The sequence below is a fragment of the Flavobacterium sp. genome, assembly GCF_031363805.1.
Taxonomy (GTDB): domain Bacteria; phylum Bacteroidota; class Bacteroidia; order Flavobacteriales; family Flavobacteriaceae; genus Flavobacterium.
The window spans coordinates 1-17472 of the sequence record NZ_JANLVD010000009.1 but is presented as its reverse complement, the minus strand read 5'-3'; the positions used below and the strand labels follow the sequence as shown (position 1 = coordinate 17472).

The 17472-nt window shown below is 29.5% G+C and carries 17 protein-coding genes; 10 read left to right on the top strand and 7 right to left on the bottom strand.

The features are described from left to right. Together prmA and RMN92_RS00520 are read right to left on the bottom strand one after the other, a co-directional pair. On the bottom strand, window positions 1-722 hold a 722-nt coding region (gene prmA / locus RMN92_RS00525; protein WP_309607506.1), incomplete at its 3' end, for a 50S ribosomal protein L11 methyltransferase. A 45-nt stretch (window positions 723-767) separates the two neighbouring features. Continuing rightward, a complete protein-coding gene (locus tag RMN92_RS00520; protein ID WP_309607505.1) occupies window positions 768-1265 on the bottom strand; it encodes an N-acetyltransferase family protein in 498 nt (165 codons plus the stop codon). A gap of 75 nt (window positions 1266-1340) precedes the next feature. Here RMN92_RS00520 and menD point away from each other — a divergent pair, with 75 nt between their 5' ends. Both menD and RMN92_RS00510 read left to right on the top strand, forming a co-directional pair. Beyond that, window positions 1341-3011, top strand: coding sequence for a 2-succinyl-5-enolpyruvyl-6-hydroxy-3-cyclohexene-1-carboxylic-acid synthase (gene menD / locus RMN92_RS00515; RefSeq protein ID WP_309607504.1), 1671 nt, complete (start codon window positions 1341-1343; stop codon window positions 3009-3011). A 67-nt stretch (window positions 3012-3078) separates the two neighbouring features. Further along, complete coding sequence (locus RMN92_RS00510) at window positions 3079-3420, top strand: DUF2853 family protein (protein WP_309607503.1); 342 nt, start codon at window positions 3079-3081, stop codon at window positions 3418-3420. Between the two features lie 46 nt (window positions 3421-3466). On the opposite strand, the gene RMN92_RS00505 is transcribed toward RMN92_RS00510, so the two are convergent. After that, complete coding sequence (locus RMN92_RS00505) at window positions 3467-4810, bottom strand: M28 family metallopeptidase (RefSeq protein WP_309607502.1); 1344 nt, start codon at window positions 4808-4810, stop codon at window positions 3467-3469. A 142-nt stretch (window positions 4811-4952) separates the two neighbouring features. On the opposite strand from RMN92_RS00505, the gene RMN92_RS00500 reads away from it, so the two are divergent. Continuing rightward, window positions 4953-5804, top strand: a complete 852-nt coding sequence (locus RMN92_RS00500) for a S1-like domain-containing RNA-binding protein (RefSeq protein ID WP_309607501.1) — start codon at window positions 4953-4955, stop codon at window positions 5802-5804. Here the strand turns inward: RMN92_RS00500 and RMN92_RS00495 are convergent, their stop codons facing one another. After that, on the bottom strand, window positions 5805-6437 hold the full coding sequence (locus tag RMN92_RS00495) for a response regulator transcription factor (RefSeq protein ID WP_309607500.1): 633 nt from the start codon (window positions 6435-6437) through the stop codon (window positions 5805-5807). 12 nt (window positions 6438-6449) lie between these two features. Further along, window positions 6450-8438 (bottom strand): ATP-binding protein, encoded by a 1989-nt coding sequence (locus RMN92_RS00490; protein ID WP_309607499.1) that lies wholly within the window; start codon window positions 8436-8438, stop codon window positions 6450-6452. A 206-nt stretch (window positions 8439-8644) separates the two neighbouring features. On the opposite strand from RMN92_RS00490, the gene RMN92_RS00485 reads away from it, so the two are divergent. Then, window positions 8645-9010, top strand: coding sequence for a hypothetical protein (locus tag RMN92_RS00485; RefSeq protein ID WP_309607498.1), 366 nt, complete (start codon window positions 8645-8647; stop codon window positions 9008-9010). 340 nt (window positions 9011-9350) lie between these two features. Here RMN92_RS00485 and RMN92_RS00480 read toward each other — a convergent pair whose 3' ends face one another. Further along, window positions 9351-9539, bottom strand: a complete 189-nt coding sequence (locus tag RMN92_RS00480; protein WP_309607497.1) for a hypothetical protein — start codon at window positions 9537-9539, stop codon at window positions 9351-9353. A gap of 296 nt (window positions 9540-9835) precedes the next feature. Between RMN92_RS00480 and RMN92_RS00475 the strand changes: the two genes are divergently transcribed. The 6 genes from RMN92_RS00475 to RMN92_RS00450 all read left to right on the top strand — a co-directional run bounded on the left by RMN92_RS00475 (window position 9836) and on the right by RMN92_RS00450 (window position 17071). Continuing rightward, window positions 9836-10726 carry a hypothetical protein gene (locus tag RMN92_RS00475; RefSeq protein ID WP_309607496.1) on the top strand — a complete coding sequence of 297 codons (891 nt, stop codon included), beginning with the start codon at window positions 9836-9838 and terminating at the stop codon, window positions 10724-10726. 130 nt (window positions 10727-10856) lie between these two features. Next, complete coding sequence (locus RMN92_RS00470) at window positions 10857-11696, top strand: 1,4-dihydroxy-2-naphthoyl-CoA synthase (RefSeq protein ID WP_309607495.1); 840 nt, start codon at window positions 10857-10859, stop codon at window positions 11694-11696. Between the two features lie 66 nt (window positions 11697-11762). After that, a complete protein-coding gene (locus tag RMN92_RS00465) occupies window positions 11763-12338 on the top strand; it encodes a PH domain-containing protein (protein WP_309607494.1) in 576 nt (191 codons plus the stop codon). Further along, on the top strand, window positions 12325-13818 hold the full coding sequence (locus tag RMN92_RS00460; protein WP_309607493.1) for a PH domain-containing protein: 1494 nt from the start codon (window positions 12325-12327) through the stop codon (window positions 13816-13818). Before RMN92_RS00465 ends, RMN92_RS00460 begins: the two co-directional genes overlap by 14 nt. Window positions 13819-13846: 28 nt before the next feature. Beyond that, entirely contained in the window at window positions 13847-14767 is a 921-nt protein-coding gene (menA, locus tag RMN92_RS00455) for a 1,4-dihydroxy-2-naphthoate octaprenyltransferase (protein ID WP_309607492.1), read from the top strand. 189 nt (window positions 14768-14956) lie between these two features. Continuing rightward, window positions 14957-17071, top strand: a complete 2115-nt coding sequence (locus RMN92_RS00450) for a response regulator (RefSeq protein ID WP_309607491.1) — start codon at window positions 14957-14959, stop codon at window positions 17069-17071. 50 nt (window positions 17072-17121) lie between these two features. Here RMN92_RS00450 and RMN92_RS00445 read toward each other — a convergent pair. Then, the coding region (locus RMN92_RS00445; protein WP_309607490.1) for a M20/M25/M40 family metallo-hydrolase at window positions 17122-17472 on the bottom strand (351 nt) is incomplete at its 5' end.

The window sequence follows — 17472 nt, the reverse complement described above, 5'->3', positions numbered from 1 at the left end:
CCACTAAATAGAATGGTTCCATTATCATTTAAACAATCAGCATAAGCTTGCATATCATTAAGCAAAATATTTCTGTTGATATTGGCAATAATTAAATCGTATTTTTTGTTTTTCAACAGAGCAGCATCACCTTCGTAAACTGAAATATGGGTACAATTGTTACGTTCTGCATTTTCAATAGAATTCAGATAACACCAATTGTCAATATCAATTGCATCAATAGGTTGAGCACCTTTCATTTCTGCTAGGATGGCAAGAATAGCTGTTCCGCAGCCCATATCGAGGGTTTTCATTCCTTTTACGTCGGTTTCTAGTAAATGCTGAATCATCATATGGGTTGTCTCATGATGCCCAGTACCAAAACTCATTTTTGGTTCTATAATAATGTCAAATTTTGCATCGGTTTTTCGGTGAAATGGAGCGCGAACATGACACAAACCATCTACATCTATAGCTTCAAAGTTTTTTTCCCATTCTTCATTCCAATTGACTTGCTCAATTTCTTCGAAAGTATAAGAAATTTTGAATTCTGGGTTTTCTAAAATTGAAATATCATCAAGAATATCACTATTCCAAAGCGATTTTTGAACAAACGCCGAAAAACCATTCTCGGTTTCAATGAAACTTTCAAATGGTTTTTCACCTAGTTCAGCAATTAATATTTCTGAACCTAATTCTTTTGGTTCCACTGTGAAATGATATCCTATATATACGTTTGACATTTTAATTTTTTTGCAAAGGTACTAATCGATTTTTCAAATTTCTTATCATTCTATAATTAATTGCATAAAAACCGAATGCAACCATCGGTTAAATTTAAAACCAGAATCTTGTATGGTTCCAACAATTTTAAAACCAAATTTTTCATGAAAAGCAATACTACTTTTGTTTTCAGAATCGATTACTCCAATCATTGTATGTAGTTTTTGCGCTTTGGCTAATGCAATTAATTCTGTCATTAAAAGTTTGCCAACACCTTTGCCAATAGCCTCTTTCTTTGCGTAAACCGAATGTTCGACAGTAAATTTATAAGCTTCTCTAAATCGAAATTCGCTATAAAATCCAAAACCAAGAACTTCATGATTTTGAGTTGCTACTATAATTGGAAAACCTTTTTTAATCTTATCATCAAAAATCGCAATTTGGGTTTTTAAACTCCTTGGTTCGTAATCATACAAAGCGGTTGAGTTCAAAATATTATCATTGATAATATCCAAAATGGCTTGCGTATCTTCAATTTTATAAGGTCGGATTTCGATATTCATGTATAAGAATTTTCAATGCAAATGTATAAAAAACCTTTTCAACTTTGTACCTTTGTAATTCAGTTATTCAAAAAAATGATTTACCCAAAAATACCTTTAGCGCAATCTATTATTGAAATTTGTAAAGCTAAAAATCTACATCATATTGTAATTTCTCCTGGATCTAGAAATGCGCCATTAACTATTGGTTTTACTAATCATGAAACGTTTAAATGCTACAGCATTGCAGATGAAAGATGTGCTGCTTTTTTTGCAATTGGTTTGGCAGAACAATTGCAAAAACCAGTCGCGGTAGTTTGTACTTCTGGTTCTGCGTTATTAAATTATTATCCCGCTTTTGCAGAAGCTTTTTACAGTCAGATTCCATTGGTCGTCATTTCCGCAGATAGACCACAGGATAAAATTGATATTGGCGATGGGCAAACCATTCGTCAGGAAAATGTTTTTGACAATCATAGTTTGTATAATGCCAATTTGACCGAAGAATCCTCAGTAGAAAATGATGTTAAGATTCAAGAAGCCCTTCATATTTCGGTTTCTAAAAAAGGACCAGTACATATTAATGTTCCATTTGAAGAGCCTTTGTATGAAACGGTTGAAACGCTTTCGGTTAAACCGAATTATGTTTTATTTCCTTCAGAAGAAAAGCCACTGGAAAATTTGGACATTTTTGTAAACCAATGGAATTTAGCAGACAAGAAGTTATTTTTAATTGGTGGAGATACACCAAATAGTATTGAACAATCAATTTTAAATAAATTGGGACAAGATGAATCTGTTGTGGTAATGACAGAAGTAACTTCCAATGTGCATCATGCAAATTTTATTACCAATATTGATACCATTATTACGCCATTTACTGAACAGGATTTTAAAAATTTTCAACCTGATATTTTGATTACAATTGGAGGTATGATTGTTTCGAAGAGAATTAAAGTTTTCCTTCGAAAATACAAACCAAAACAACATTGGCATATTGATCAACTTCGGGCTTACGACACATTTGATTGTTTAACCAAACATTTTGAAGTATCTCCAAATAAATTTTTCAATACATTTTTGCCAAAAATAAATACATTAGATAGTAGTTATTTATCATCGGTTTTAGAAATAAGAAAATTTAGAACCCAAAAATCAAATGAATATTTATCTAAAATTAGATTTTCAGATTTGAAAGCTTTTGAGATAATATTGCCCATGTTGCCAAAGAATTCTCAATTGCAAATAAGCAATAGTTCTCCTATTCGATACGCACAGCTTTTTGAAATTGATTCTACCATTGAAGTATTTTGTAATCGTGGTACAAGCGGTATTGATGGTAGCACATCTACAGCTATTGGAGCAGCTGTTGCCTCAGGTAAGGAAACCGTTTTAATTACTGGCGATATTGGTTTTCTGTACGATAGCAATGCGTTATGGAATAATTATATTCCTAAAAATTTTAAAATTATTATTGTGAATAATGGTGGTGGTGGCATTTTTAGAATTTTGCCAGGACATCAAGAAAATAAAACTTTTAATACCTATTTTGAAACATCTCATTGCTTAACTGCGGAACATTTGGCAAAAATGTATGGATTTGAATATGAAATTGCGAGTTGCGAGTCTTCCTTGAAAAATGGTATGCAAAAACTAATAAATGCAACGCAACCTATTATACTTGAAGTTTTTACGCCCAGCAAGTGTAATGACTCGGTTTTATTAAACTATTTTAATTATCTAACTAAAATTAGTGATATTTACTAAAAATTAATGCAAAACACTAATAAATTGCTTACTTTTGAGTTAAAGATTTAAACAAAAAACTATCACTATGAGTAAAAGAGATGAACTAATCGCTGTCTATGCAGCAGATTTAAAAGAAAAATGCAGTCATACCGCAGATATGGCTTTATTAACAAAAGTAACTATTGGTTGTGGACCATCTATTTTTAATAAAGATGCTGCGACTGTTGCCGGTAGCCAACAATCTGAATTGGACACTGTAAAAAATAATTTCTTAATCAAGAAATTAGGTTTAAAAGACGGAGCAGATTTAGATAAAGGTCTTGAAGCTGTAATGGAAAAATATGGTAAATCTAATAGAAACAAATACAGAGCAGTAATTTACTACCTACTGACACTTCACTTTAAAAAGGAAAGTGTTTACAATTAAATTATAGTTTTATTAAATTTGAAATCCCGAGAAATCGGGATTTTTTTTATCTAATTGGAGTAGGAAATAGCGGTAAACTTGCGTGACCCAAAGCATCAATTGATTGTACAGCAAAAAAGTAATTGTCTTTTGAGTACGGAATTGTTGCTTTTTCATCTTTTACAAAAAAGATTTTTTCCCAATGTGCTGATGATGTTTCTCTCATTAAAATATTATATCCATATACTGATTTTCCTTCTGGTGCTTTCCATACTAGTGTTGATGAATTGGTCAATTCTTTAATTTCAATGCCTACAGATGTTGGTGCTTTTGGTGACCAAGCCAAATTGCTAAAAGTGGCTAAGTTGGCGCAAGTTATTTTTCGTAAATATTCAAAATCCATATATTCAGGTAAATCGCCGTATTTAATACCATTTTCGGTTCTTAAGTTTTGGTGTTGGTGGTTGTAGTTTTCGTTTATTTCGCAAAATCGAATGGCAGTAAATCCGTTTTGCATGAAAGGCGTATGATCGCCACCACGAAGAAAACGGTCATTTCTATATACCAGATTAATGTTCAATTGATCAACATATTGTTTGGTTACAGTTTTAATATATCGAGCCAGTTGTCTGGAAGGACTATCATTATCTCTGTTGGTTGCTTTTCTAGTTTTTGACTCATCTTCTGTTTCCAAGAATGGAATGGCTTCACTAAAAACACGAACTTGTGTATTGTCGTGTATGCCAGTTCCGCTGGAATTGCTATTGCCAATCATATCATTATTTAGCATGGCAACTATGTTCCAATTATTGGTTTTTGCAAATTCTGCCAAATGTTTTGCACCGTACAAACCTTGTTCTTCGCCCGTAACAGCCACAAATATAAGTGTGAAAGGAAATTGGCGTTTGCTCATAATTCTGCACAATTCCATCATAGCGGCAACACCAGAACCGTCATCATTTGCTCCAGGAGCATCAATTTTTGCATCCATCACATCAGTGGCACGAGAATCGAGGTGTCCACTAACAATTAAAACCCGATTATCGTTAGAATCTGTACCTTTGAGTGTTGCTATGACATTGGCTACTTCGGTATCATTTGTGATTCGTTTCCCATCGGCTTTAAGTATAAAATAATCAATTTTTGAAGTTAATCTTCCATTAGATTCCAAAGCATATTTATCAAATTCAGATTTTACCCATTTTTGCGCAGCACCAATACCTCGAATTTCATTTTTTGTATCACTTAATGTGTGTCGAGTTCCAAAAGTGACCAATTTATTCACTATTTTTTCAAGATTTTCAGTTTTTACTTCAGAAACCATTTTTTTTATTTCTGGATCATCATTAGTAATTTGAGAAAATGAAAATTGGAAAAAAAATAAAGTGTATAATATAAAAATTAACTTCATGAGTTTATTATTTATTGTTTTTCCCAAAGTTAATAAAAAATTAGGAAATATTAATTTTGGTTTATTGGTGTCAAAACTTCAAGTTTAAAGAAACTAAAATCTTCCAAACTTTGTATCTTTGCCACTTTGAAACTGATATGCAATGATTGAAATAGGAAAATACAACACACTAACCATACTTCGTGAAACAAAAGTTGGACTATATTTGGGTTTGCCCGATGAAAATAAAGATCCGAGTAAGGATATTTTATTGCCGATAAAATACATTCCAAACGAATTTGAAATAGGTGAAGAAATTATAGTTTTTGTGTATCTAGATCATGAAGAACGTCCAGTAGCCACAACACTTGAGCCTTATATTTTATTGAATGAATTTGCGCTTTTGAGAGTGAATTATGTAAATCAAGTAGGCGCTTTTATGGATTGGGGAATGGAAAAAGACATTCTGGTTCCGTTTAAAGAGCAAGCCAGACCAATGGAAAAAGGCAAAAGATATTTGGTATACCTATATATGGATGAAAAAACAGACCGTTTGGTAGCTTCTAGCAAAACGAATCAGTTTTTGAATAACGAAAATATTAGCGTTGAAAATGGTGAGGAAGTTGATTTGATTGTATCGCATATTACAGAAGTTGGAATTAATGTAATTATAAACGAAAAGCACAAAGGACTTTTATATAAAAATGAAGTCTACGATGATTTGCGAACCGGCGACAGAATTATTGGATTTATTAAAAATATTCGCCCTGATGGAAAAATAGATGTTTCAGCCAACAAATTGGGATTTGAAAATATTGAACCTAGTGCAAAAGCTATTTTGGATGAACTCAAAGCCAGTCGTGGATTTCTGCGTTTAAACGATGATTCAAATCCAGAAGATATTAAAACGGTTCTTAAAATGAGTAAGAAAACTTTCAAAAAAGCGATTGGAACATTGTACAAAGAAAAACTAATTGAGATAAAAGAAGATGGAATTTATTTGGTGAAGACCTAATTATATAAGCCTGTTTTTTGCAGCCAAGTTAATTAATTCCGCAGCATTTTTGACTTCTAGTTTGTTTAAAATATTTCTTCTGTGGGTTTGCACGGTTAGAAAACTTAAGAAAAGTAAATCTGCCATTTCTTGTGTCGTTTTTCCTTGAGATAATAAAGTTAAAATTTCTTTTTCTCTTCTAGTAAGGCTAGGCAATCTATTAAAATCTGAAATTTCAGGTTTACTAATTATGGCTTTTACTTCCTGACTAAAAACTATTTCGCCATTCAATGCTTTTTGGATGCAATCATAAAATTCCTCAAGAGGCGCATTTTTCAACAAATAGCCGTTGGCTCCGTTTTGAATAAATTGCATGACCAAACTTCTTTCAGATTGACTGCTCATTCCTAAAACCACAATTTTTGGATGTTCTTTCTTGATAGTTTTGCACAAATCAATACCATTTATATCAGGTAGAAAAACGTCAAGCAAAACAATATCTACAATTTCAATAAATGGATATTTTAATAAATCTAAACCTTCGGTAAAGGTCGCTATTATTTCATAATTTGGCGAATTTGCCAGTAACATTGAAATTCCTTGAATTACTATTGGATGATCATCTACGATAACTATTTTTATAGGATCTTGCATATTCAAATTTTCTTAAGCTACATTTAATTCAATATTAAAAGCAGTTCCGTTTTCTGGTTCGGAATCAATTTCTAACTTTCCGTTTAAGAATTCGACTCTATTTTTAATGTTTTTTAAGCCCATACTTACTACGGATGTTTGTTTTTTCACATCAAAACCTTTTCCATTGTCTTCCACTGTTATAAAAAAGCGACTTCCATTTTGAGTACATGAAACCAATATATTAGAGGCGTTTGAATGTTTTATGGCATTGTTAATTAACTCCTGAACAATTCGATAAATAGCTATTTGCTGACTTTCTGATATTGAGTCTTGAATGCCTAGGCTATGAAATTCAATTAAAACTGTTGAGGAAGAAAAACGAAGACACAAATCCTGTAAAGCGGCATTTAATCCAAGCTTTAACAACGATTCTGGCATCATATTTTGAGCTATTTGTCTCAGCTCTTTGATAGAATTGTCAAGTTGGTTGTTTGCATTTTTTAAATCTGTAGCATTGTCTTTGGTTAGTTTGGAAAGGTGGAGTTTCAAACCAGAAAGCATACTTCCCAAACCATCATGTAAATCTCGAGCCAATCTTTTTCTTTCAATTTCTTCACCTTCCAACAAAGCATTTGAAACCGCTAGCTTTTGTTGGTCGTTTAATGAATTAATTTCTTGATTAAAATTAATTTCTTTTTGAAAACTTAATTTTTTTTGATTTTGATTGAATTTCCATAAAAAACCAGCTAAAACTACTAGAAAAGCTGATATTAAACCAAATATCCAAGTGTTTAACCTATTGTTTTTCGCCAAAAGTTCTGCTTTTTCTTTTTGTATGGACAATTCACCAATTTTTTTCTCATTTTCGATTTTATTGAATTTTGCTTCCAGAGCCACAATTTCTTCTTTGAACTTAGTTTTGTTTAAACTATCATTTAATACAATATATTTTTCTGAATATGAATAAGCTTTTTGCCAGTTGCCCAACGCATTATTAGCTTTTGATAATGCTTTGTAATGGTATTTTTTATCGTCTAGTAAAGCATTTTTCACCAATGATTCAATAATGATTATTGCTTCTTTATATTTTTTTAATTCTAATAAAGATTCATACTTCGCAAATTTCAGTCTGTTTAATGATAGCGAATCTTTATAAAACTCACATATTTTTATGCCTTTATCAAATCTTTCAACTGCTTTGTTATGTTGGTTTAGCTTGGAATAATATAATCCATCCACAAAAGCATAGGTGTTATTAAATTGTGAATTTGGATATTTTGATAACATGAAGTAAGCTTTGTCGATTGTTTTTTTAGCTTCACTATAATTTTTTAATTCAATTAAATTTTCGGCATTTAAAATATAAGTTTCATATTTGGTTTCGGATACAGTTGGGGATATTTTCGGTGCTTTTTCGATGTAGTATTGTGCTTGGTTTAAGTAATAGTTTGCTTTTTTCCTTTCTTCTGAGTTCATTAGAATCACACCAATAGCTTTATAAATATGACAAGTTATTTCATCATTTTCACTTTTTAGTGCAAACGGAATTGCTTGATTAATAAGAATTTCCATTGCTTCATTTTCTTTGTTTTTGCTCTGTAGCACAAGCCCATAGTTTTGAAGTATTGTAGCTTTTGATTTTGAAGCTTCTTTATGATTATATTTTTTTAAATCTGAATAAGTTTTCAATATGGCTTTTTCGTATCCTTCAATATCTCCATTTTCAAGATATTTAATTGTATTGAAATAAGTAGATAAATCTTTCAAAAATGGGTACTTACTACAAAGTTTATTTCCTTTATCTAAATACAAATATGCGTTTTCTGAATCGCCTATCATTTTAAATAATTTTGACAATCTAAAACTATACAAACATTTTATGCTGTCAGATTTTGTATTTATTGTAATTTTTACAATGCTGTCAATGTATTTTTTATCATCTCCAAGTGAAAAACTACGTTGCGAAAAGAGTGATGCAGAGAATAAAATGGTGATAATTAAAAGAAAATATTTCTTCATAAGTTTTTTTTGATTTTCAAAGTTATCAAATTCTAAATAACATTTTGATTTTAATTTTTTTAAGTACCTGAATGTAGGTAGTTAAAAATACATTTTTATGTGTATTGTAAATTGCTTGCAAGCAAACTTACTTTGTATAATAGAAAAATATAAATCTAAAAAACAGAATGATTTATGTTTTTATAACAATTAAACACTTATTTATCATGAAAAAACTATTTTTATTTTTAAGCATCGCAACTTTATCTTTAAGCTCTTGTTCTAAAGACGATGCAACTCCAGCGCCAGTAACCGCTTGCTTTGAAGATTCTTATAATGGTACATATACAGGAACAGATGGCACTTTTCCTCTTGAACCATCTGTAGTTGTCAAATTGACAAAAACCAGCTGTACTACTGCTACAATTGAAAGTGCAATTTTAGGCAATAGAAATGTAAAAGAAATTAATGCATCGTCTGCTGGTGCCTATGTTGGAAAACTTGATGATGGAAAAACCATTTCAATTGGTTTAAGCGGGTCTAATTTGAATATTTCTTGTACTGGATACGCAAATTTTTCAGGAAACAAATAAAATCTGCACCATAATCACAACATAATTTTTTAGACAATATAAAAATTATTAGATTAGTTATTAGACCAAAAAATGCCAACTCAAAATATAGTTGGCATTTTTCTATTTGTATTTTTAATATACAAACGGTAACATACATAAAGTGTGAATAACATACTTTAAAAAATCAAAATTAATAATTTTAAATTAGAATATTAAATACAAAAGCAACTAATTTCTACTCTTGTTAAATATTCTATTTTGAACTTGTGTCTTTAAATAACCCTATAAAACTGTAGTTTATCAAATCAACTTTTGCTTTATTGCCTGTGGTTTATTAATAATTTTAAAGATAGAAGCATTAATATTTGCTAATCGAATCTTTTGGTTGAACCATAGGGGCAATTGTGTCATTTTCTAAACTATCTAAATCTTTTTGAGCCATTTGCTCTTCGGTTGTATCAATATCACTTGAAGTTTCTACTTTTTTATTACAACTTGTAAATATTGAACCGAATGTAAGAGCAACAACTAAAACAATTTTTTTCAAATATTCTTCTTTTAAGTTAATAAATCAGTGAACGAATTAATAATTTTTAATCAATTTAAAAAATTGATTTTCAACATATTAAAATTAATTTATTTTAATATACTACACTGTTAAAAAGTTTTTTATTTTCAAACTTTAACATTTCTCTTCCTTCGATTGTAATTATGAAATTGTCAATATTTAGATATTATGTCAAAATGTTAAAAAAAAGCGCTTAAAATAATGAATTCTTAATATAGATTCCTTATAATTGTACTGACAATTTAATTAACCAAAAAAAATCAAAAATTTCATTTATGGAAACAAAAAACAAAACTTTAAATCTTAAACCTATTGTAGTGCTGTTGGTATTGTTGTTGGCAGGATCTCTATTTTACATTTATCAGTTAACTACCAAAAACCAAAATTTAATAATAGAAACTGATATTGTTAAAGTGGAAAAACAGACAGCTTTGGATTCTTTGTCTATTTTAAAAACCACTTACGACAAAGCTTTAGAGGAAAATAGTATAATTAATGAAGAATTGCTTAAAGAACGTGAAAAAGTGGTTAATTTAATTGAAGAACTAAAAAAATCTAAAGGAGATTTGCAAGCTATGAAAGTTTTTAAAGTTAAATACAACAATTTGCAACAAAACTTTAAAATGATGGTTAGCAAAGATGATGGTTTAAAAAAAATAAATGAAATGTTAATCAAACAACGCGATAGTTCTGCTGGAGTTGTAAACGAACAAAAAAGATTTATCGATACCCTTGCAGAACAAAATAATAAGTTGAAGAAAACAGTTGAAAAAGCATCAAAACTAGTAATTACAAATATTAAAACAGCTGCAATTAGAGAGAAGAGTTCTGGAAAGCAAGTTGAAACAGAAAAAGCAAGTAGAACAAACAAATTAAAAATCTGTTTTACTATTGCGGAAAATGATATAGCAAAATCTGGAGAAAAGTCATATTATGTTCAGGTAATTGATCCTAATAATAATGTGGTGGGAGAAAAAAAATCGCAAGTTTTTGGAGAAGCTACTTTAAAATATAGCTTTGTTTCCAAAGTTACTTTCAAAAATAAATCTGTAGATGTTTGCGACTTTTTAGATTCAAATGGAGTTGAATTTGTTATTGGGGAATATGTAGTAAACTTGTTTGATAAAAATGAACTAGTATCAAAATCAAAATTTTCACTTAAATAGTTTAAATTCAGATTTAATCAAAAATGGGGCAAATAGCCTCATTTTTTTTATGTAATATTTTTTAAAATCTATTTTAGATTTTAATTTATTAAGATAAAAATGAATTATTTTTGTATAAAAATTAAATTTAATGAATACTATAAATTGGCAAACTGCAAAAGAATTTGAAGATATAACTTATAAAAAGTGCAATGGTGTAGCCCGAATTGCGTTTAATAGACCCGACGTTAGAAATGCTTTTAGACCAAAAACCACATCAGAACTTTACCAAGCATTTTATGATGCACAAGAAGATACTTCAACAGGAGTGGTGTTACTCTCTGCCGAAGGTCCTTCAAATAAAGATGGGATTTACTCTTTTTGTAGTGGCGGCGATCAAAAAGCGCGTGGACATCAAGGCTATGTTGGTGATGATGGACAACACAGACTAAATATTCTAGAAGTGCAACGTTTAATTAGGTTTATGCCAAAGGCTGTTATTGCCGTAGTTCCAGGTTGGGCTGTGGGTGGTGGACACAGTTTGCATGTAGTTTGCGATTTGACTTTGGCTAGTAAGGAGCACGCTATTTTTAAACAAACCGATGCCGATGTGACTAGTTTCGACGGTGGTTATGGTTCTGCTTATTTGGCCAAAATGGTAGGTCAAAAAAAAGCAAGAGAAATTTTCTTTTTAGGAAGAAATTATTCTGCCCAAGAAGCTTTCGATATGGGAATGGTAAATGCAGTAATTCCACACGATGAGCTAGAAAACACCGCTTATGAATGGGCTCAAGAAATATTGGCAAAATCGCCTACCTCCATAAAAATGTTAAAATTTGCTATGAATTTAACGGATGATGGTATGGTTGGACAACAAGTTTTTGCTGGAGAAGCCACACGATTAGCTTACATGACTGATGAAGCAAAAGAAGGAAGAGATGCTTTCTTAGAAAAAAGAAAACCAAATTTTGAAAAAAAATGGTTGCCTTAATATAATTGAAGTATAAAAATTTGAATAAATATGTCAAGTTTTAAACCTTTAATTCAAATCACAAAAATGGAAAATTTTTCAAATACAACTATAAATATCCAAGAACTTCCGAAATTTGAAGAAGTTGAATTTACAGCTTTGAATCCGAAGTATGTAAAAGTTATTTTTTTTAATTTGATTCTGATTATTGGATTGCTCATTTTAATTCCTATGGCAACCTATTTAATTAAACGGGATATTTTTACTGGCAGAATAAGTTTCATTTTAGGTTTTGCAATTCCCATAATTTCAGGTTTGCTAATTGCATTTTCATTAGCCAGTTTCAAAAATCGTGGTTTTGCTTTTCGAGAACATGATGTTTTGTTTAAAAGTGGCGTATTATCAGACACTACGGTGATAATTCCTTACAATCGTGTGCAGCATGTAGCTGTTCATCAAGGATTTATATCTAGAAAATTAGGCTTGGCATCCGTCGAAATTTTTACAGCAGGTGGAAGTGGTAGCGATCTTGAAATTCCAGGAATTATGAAAGAGGAAGCCGAGAATATCAAGCAATTAATTATGAAGAAATTAATTGAAAGTGATGTAGAATTGAAAAATAATTTATTGGACAATTCAAATTTTGACAATGAAACAACTTAATTTTAATTTACCTCAACGTCAATCTGTTATTGGAATAATTGTACTTTTTGCTGATACTTTTCAGAGCATTGTTAGAGCTTTAATCCCTCTAATAGCCATTTGGGTATTTAAATTTGACCAAATAAATAAAATTTATTTGGTTCTTTCCATATTTATTGTCATTGGCATAGTTGGCATTATCGCTTACATTCAATATATTAATTTCACCTTTTATATTGACACGGAAAAAAATGAATTTGTTATAAATAAAGGAGTTTTAAATAAAACAAAAATCGCCATTCAACTCGATAAAATCCAACAAGTAAACATTAATCAGTCTTTTATTCAAAAAATAATTAAAGTATATTCTCTAGAAGTTGATACCGCAGGAAGTAGTAATAAAGAAGTTAAAATAAGAGCCATTTCAAAAGAATTGGCTGAGGTTTTAAAAGGCAAATTGCTAGAAAAAGAATTTAAATCAGACAAAGTTGAAAGTGAAATTCAGAAATCTGAAGACATTATAAAAATTAGTTTATTAAGTTTGATAAAGGTTGGACTTACTTCAAAATATGCACAGACTTTTGCCTTACTGTTGGCTTTTTTTGCCACCATTTATGAAAATTTTAATCAATGGAGTCAAAATAATGCTGCTATTGAAAATAAAATTGACAGCTATGTAAATCAAACATCAACACTTTTTTTAGCTTCGTTTTTTATTCTTATTCTATTATTTACAATATTAATAATCAACTTGACTAGAACAATTGTAAAATATTTTAATTTTAAAATAGAAAAACAGCAAGAATCGTTGGTATTAAGTTATGGATTGTTAAACACAAGAAATACAATTATTAAACCCGAAAAAGTTCAAATAATTACTTTAAGTAGGAATTTTTTTCAGCGCAATTTGAATGTTTTGGATATTAAAATTAAACAAGCATCGTTAGGAGAAACCGAAAAAGAAGAAAGAAAATCTGCCATCGAGATTCCTGGTTGTAGTCCAGCAGAAAGAGATCAAATATTAAAACTTTTATTATCAAAAATTCCAGAACATCATTTTGTTTTGCTTCCAAATATTAGAAGTATTATTATAAAAATTTTTAAATATATTTTTTTGCCAATTGTAATATTAATTTTAATTATAAACAATGTAGAAATATCAAATTTTAACTATTTGTTTATTGCGCCATTATATTTCATCATTGTTGTATTGTCTATTTATTTTAGTTTTATTAACTATAAACTATTTATTGGCAACGATCATATTGTCAAGCAAAATGGTGTTTGGGATATTGACAAACAAATTATTGAAATTCATAAAATTCAAGCCATCAAAACCAGTCAATTATTTTGGCATAAAAAACCGAATATTGGTTCAATCACTTTATGTACGGCTGGTGGAAATATTACTTTTAGATTGGCAAATTTTGAGCAAATTAAACAATTTGTAAATATTTGGCTCTACCAAGTTGAAAGTAGTCAAAAAAGCTGGAATACTTAATTTATAAAATCTATAATCAAAAATATCAATGAAACACTGGATTCAAGCTGCACGATTAAGAACTTTGCCACTTTCTGTTTCAGGAATTTTGGTAGGAAGTTTTTATGCTTTTGCAAACCAAACGAACGTCATTTCTGAAATTTCAAATTGGATAATTTTTGGTTTTTCTCTATTAACAACACTTGGTTTTCAAGTGCTTTCAAACTTTGCCAATGATTATGGTGATGGCGTGAAAGGAACAGATAATGAACACAGAATAGGGCCAATGCGAGCCATACAAAGTGGAAAAATATCTGTTGAGTCAATGAAAAAAGCCATAATTATTACTTCAGTTTTGACTTTAATTTCAGCATCTGTATTAATATATTTTGCGTTTAAAAATTCAAATTTTGGTTATTCTTTATTTTTCTTATTTCTCGGAATTATCGCCATAATTGCTGCAGTAAAATATACAGTTGGAAATTCTGCTTATGGATACAAAGGCTTTGGAGATGTATTTGTTTTTATTTTTTTTGGTTTGGTTAGTACACTTGGTGTTAATTTTTTATATTCAAAACAGATAGATTTACAACTAATTTTACCAGCCTGTGCTATTGGATTACTAAGTGTTGGTGTTTTAAATTTGAATAATATGCGGGATGAAATTTCAGATAGAAACTCAAATAAAAATACGATAGTGGTAAAAATGGGTGGTAAAAAAGCAAAAGTTTATCATTATATACTCATTATTTCTGCCATGTTGATAACATTGATTTTTGCAATAATTTATAATGGAACTGGATTTAGAATTTCTCAATATGCATTTCTAGTTGCCTATTTTCCTTTAATCAGTCATATTAAAACAGTTTATTATTGCTCCGAACCTAGAAATTTAGATCCAGAATTAAAAAAATTGGCTATTAGTACATTTTTATTGTCGGTAATTTTATCAATAGTAATGTTGTTTTAATTTATAAATTGCTCGTATTTTTTTTAATAATTTATTATAATTGGCTTCAATAATTTAATGTTCAAATTAAATTTTATTGTGCTAACTAGTTGAAGAATACATATATCTTAAAAAAAAGTTAATTTAAATTTGCAATAATATTGTTTTTTTGTCTATTTTTATAAGGTAAAGCCTCAAAAATATACATTAATGTCATTTGCCACTTCAAGAAAAAATTTGAAAGTCTCCACTTATTCAAAGGTGGTTTTCTTACTATTGGTGTCAGCTATTAGTTTTTTTGTGCTATATTTTATCCTATTTTATTACAGCATTCAGCAACAAAAGCAAGTATCTGGAAATGTATCTGAACAATATGAGCGAGAGATTAATGCTTTAATGAATCTAAATTCAGAATCTTACTTTACTTTAATATCGGAGATTAGTTATTGGGATGAGTTGGTAAATTTTGTAGAAACCAAAGATTTGAAGTGGTTCAATTCGTCAATTTCCTATCTTGTAGACACCAATAGATTTGATTATATTGATACATACAATATAAATACTGATTTTGTAACCAAGGTTTCTACCATAAAAATAACTTCAAAAAACTTTATTCCTAAAGAAGTATTTCCAATTTTATATAAAAATAAAATCATAAAATTTAATTTAAAAGTTCCCGAAGGATATTTACAAGTTTATGGTGCCACAATTCACCCGTCTGAAGATCCATTTAAAAACAAAACGAAACCTAGAGGTTATATTTTTATGGTAAAACTTATTGATAATGAATATTTTAATGTCTTAGAAAAAATAAGCGGCTCACAAATTTCATTTTACAATAATAAAATAAAAGCCGATTCAAAAAATATTTTTATACAACAAGATTTAATAGATTACAAAGGAAATAAAATTAATACTCTGGTATTTAAAAGACCTATTAATGTCAATTTTTCGACAACAAAAAAAGTTTTAGGAATTATATTTTTAGCTTCAATAATTGCGTTTTCTGTATTTTTCTACTATGCAAAAAAATGGGCAAAAACTCCAATAAAATTAATTACCAACGTTTTAAAAGGTGACCAAAATTCCATTCAATCTTTAAAAAAAATACGAGGAGAATTTCGATACATTGGGAAATTATTTGAAGAAAACTACAATCAAAAGCTGCAATTGCAAAGATCTAAATCAAAAATTGAAGAAAGCGATAGACTAAAATCTGCTTTTTTAATGAATTTATCTCATGAAATTCGCACACCAATGAATGCCATAATTGGATTTTCAGATTTATTAACAAATCCTAAAATTACCGATGATGAAAAAAAGCAATATGTAGAGATTATTCAAAACAGTGGCAAAAATTTGATAGATATAATAGATGATTTGGTGGAAATGTCAAGAATTGAAACCAACTTGGTCTTACCTAATTTCAGTGCCGTAAACCTAGATAATTTAGTTAAATCGATTTTTGATTCTATTGCAATGATTAATGTTAAGAGGAATCTGGATTTTAAAATTATAAAACCAAATGTTGATCATAATGATAGAAATATTATAACCGATGTTGTGAAATTAAATCAAATTTTAGTAAACATTCTAAACAATGCTTTGAAGTTTACTGATGAAGGATTTGTTATTTTATATTATGACATTGATTCTGAGAACAGTAAAATTAATTTTGAAATCAAAGATTCAGGAATTGGTATACCTGACGATTTTAAAAGCAATATTTTCAAGCGTTTCAATAAATTAAATGTTCATACTATTTCAGCAAACGAAGGACTTGGGTTAGGATTGGCAATATCAAAAGCATATGTTGAAATGCTGGATGGAGAAATTTCTGTACAATCTCAGGTTGGAATAGGCTCAAGTTTTAAATTTTGGATTCCTTTGAAATATGAGCAAAATCCTATTTTAGTTGATTCTAATATTTCTAAATCCACGGAAGTTATACTAGAAAGTTCAATAAATATTTTAGTAGCAGAAGATGACAACGTTAATTACTTACTAATTCAAAAAATATTATCTTCAGATAAAATTAATGTAATTCGTGCTATTGATGGTGTTGAAGCAGTTAAAATTTTTAAAGAAAATAGTCATTTCGATTTTATTTTTATGGATATTAGAATGCCAAATATGAATGGACACGATGCTTTTAAAGAGATTAGGGCTCTAAATTCTATTATTCCAATTGTGGCACAAACTTCCTATTCTTTTCCTGAAGAAATAACAAAAATTGTTCAAACTGGATTTACAGATTATGTTTCAAAACCATTAAATAAAGATTTGGTATTAGACATGCTCAATAAATATATAAAAAGAGCATAAAAAAACCCGATTATTTCTAACCGAGTTTTTACAAATTAGATAATATTTTTCTAATTCTTCATTGGAATATTCTCCAAAATTTCCAATACAAATTTATAGAATTTTTGAGATGATTTGATTGACGCTCTTTCATCTGGGCTGTGCGCTCCGTGAATGGTTGGTCCAAAAGAAATCATATCCATATCTGGATAATTGGTTCCCAAAATTCCACATTCCAAACCAGCGTGACAGGCCACAACTTTCGGTTTTTCGTTGTTTTGTTTTTCGTAAATAGAAACTAAAACATCTAGAATTTCCGATTTCACATTTGGTGTCCAACCTGGATACGAACCACCAAAAGTTACTTCGCAGCCAAACAATTCGTAAGCCGAACGCAAAGCATTTGCCAAATCCATTTTAGA

What these genes read in the sequence shown, in the direction of transcription:
- RMN92_RS00505 (WP_309607502.1), bottom strand. Translation starts at nt 4,810, where the DNA reads ATGAAGTTAATTTTTATATTATACACTTTATTTTTTTTCCAATTTTCA.
- RMN92_RS00450 (WP_309607491.1), top strand. Translation starts at nt 14,957, where the DNA reads ATGTCATTTGCCACTTCAAGAAAAAATTTGAAAGTCTCCACTTATTCA.
- RMN92_RS00470 (WP_309607495.1), top strand. Translation starts at nt 10,857, where the DNA reads ATGAATACTATAAATTGGCAAACTGCAAAAGAATTTGAAGATATAACT.
- menD (WP_309607504.1), top strand. Translation starts at nt 1,341, where the DNA reads ATGATTTACCCAAAAATACCTTTAGCGCAATCTATTATTGAAATTTGT.
- RMN92_RS00475 (WP_309607496.1), top strand. Translation starts at nt 9,836, where the DNA reads ATGGAAACAAAAAACAAAACTTTAAATCTTAAACCTATTGTAGTGCTG.
- RMN92_RS00465 (WP_309607494.1), top strand. Translation starts at nt 11,763, where the DNA reads ATGGAAAATTTTTCAAATACAACTATAAATATCCAAGAACTTCCGAAA.
- RMN92_RS00495 (WP_309607500.1), bottom strand. Translation starts at nt 6,437, where the DNA reads ATGCAAGATCCTATAAAAATAGTTATCGTAGATGATCATCCAATAGTA.
- RMN92_RS00485 (WP_309607498.1), top strand. Translation starts at nt 8,645, where the DNA reads ATGAAAAAACTATTTTTATTTTTAAGCATCGCAACTTTATCTTTAAGC.
- RMN92_RS00500 (WP_309607501.1), top strand. Translation starts at nt 4,953, where the DNA reads ATGATTGAAATAGGAAAATACAACACACTAACCATACTTCGTGAAACA.
- RMN92_RS00510 (WP_309607503.1), top strand. Translation starts at nt 3,079, where the DNA reads ATGAGTAAAAGAGATGAACTAATCGCTGTCTATGCAGCAGATTTAAAA.
- menA (WP_309607492.1), top strand. Translation starts at nt 13,847, where the DNA reads ATGAAACACTGGATTCAAGCTGCACGATTAAGAACTTTGCCACTTTCT.
- RMN92_RS00460 (WP_309607493.1), top strand. Translation starts at nt 12,325, where the DNA reads ATGAAACAACTTAATTTTAATTTACCTCAACGTCAATCTGTTATTGGA.
- RMN92_RS00520 (WP_309607505.1), bottom strand. Translation starts at nt 1,265, where the DNA reads ATGAATATCGAAATCCGACCTTATAAAATTGAAGATACGCAAGCCATT.
- RMN92_RS00490 (WP_309607499.1), bottom strand. Translation starts at nt 8,438, where the DNA reads ATGAAGAAATATTTTCTTTTAATTATCACCATTTTATTCTCTGCATCA.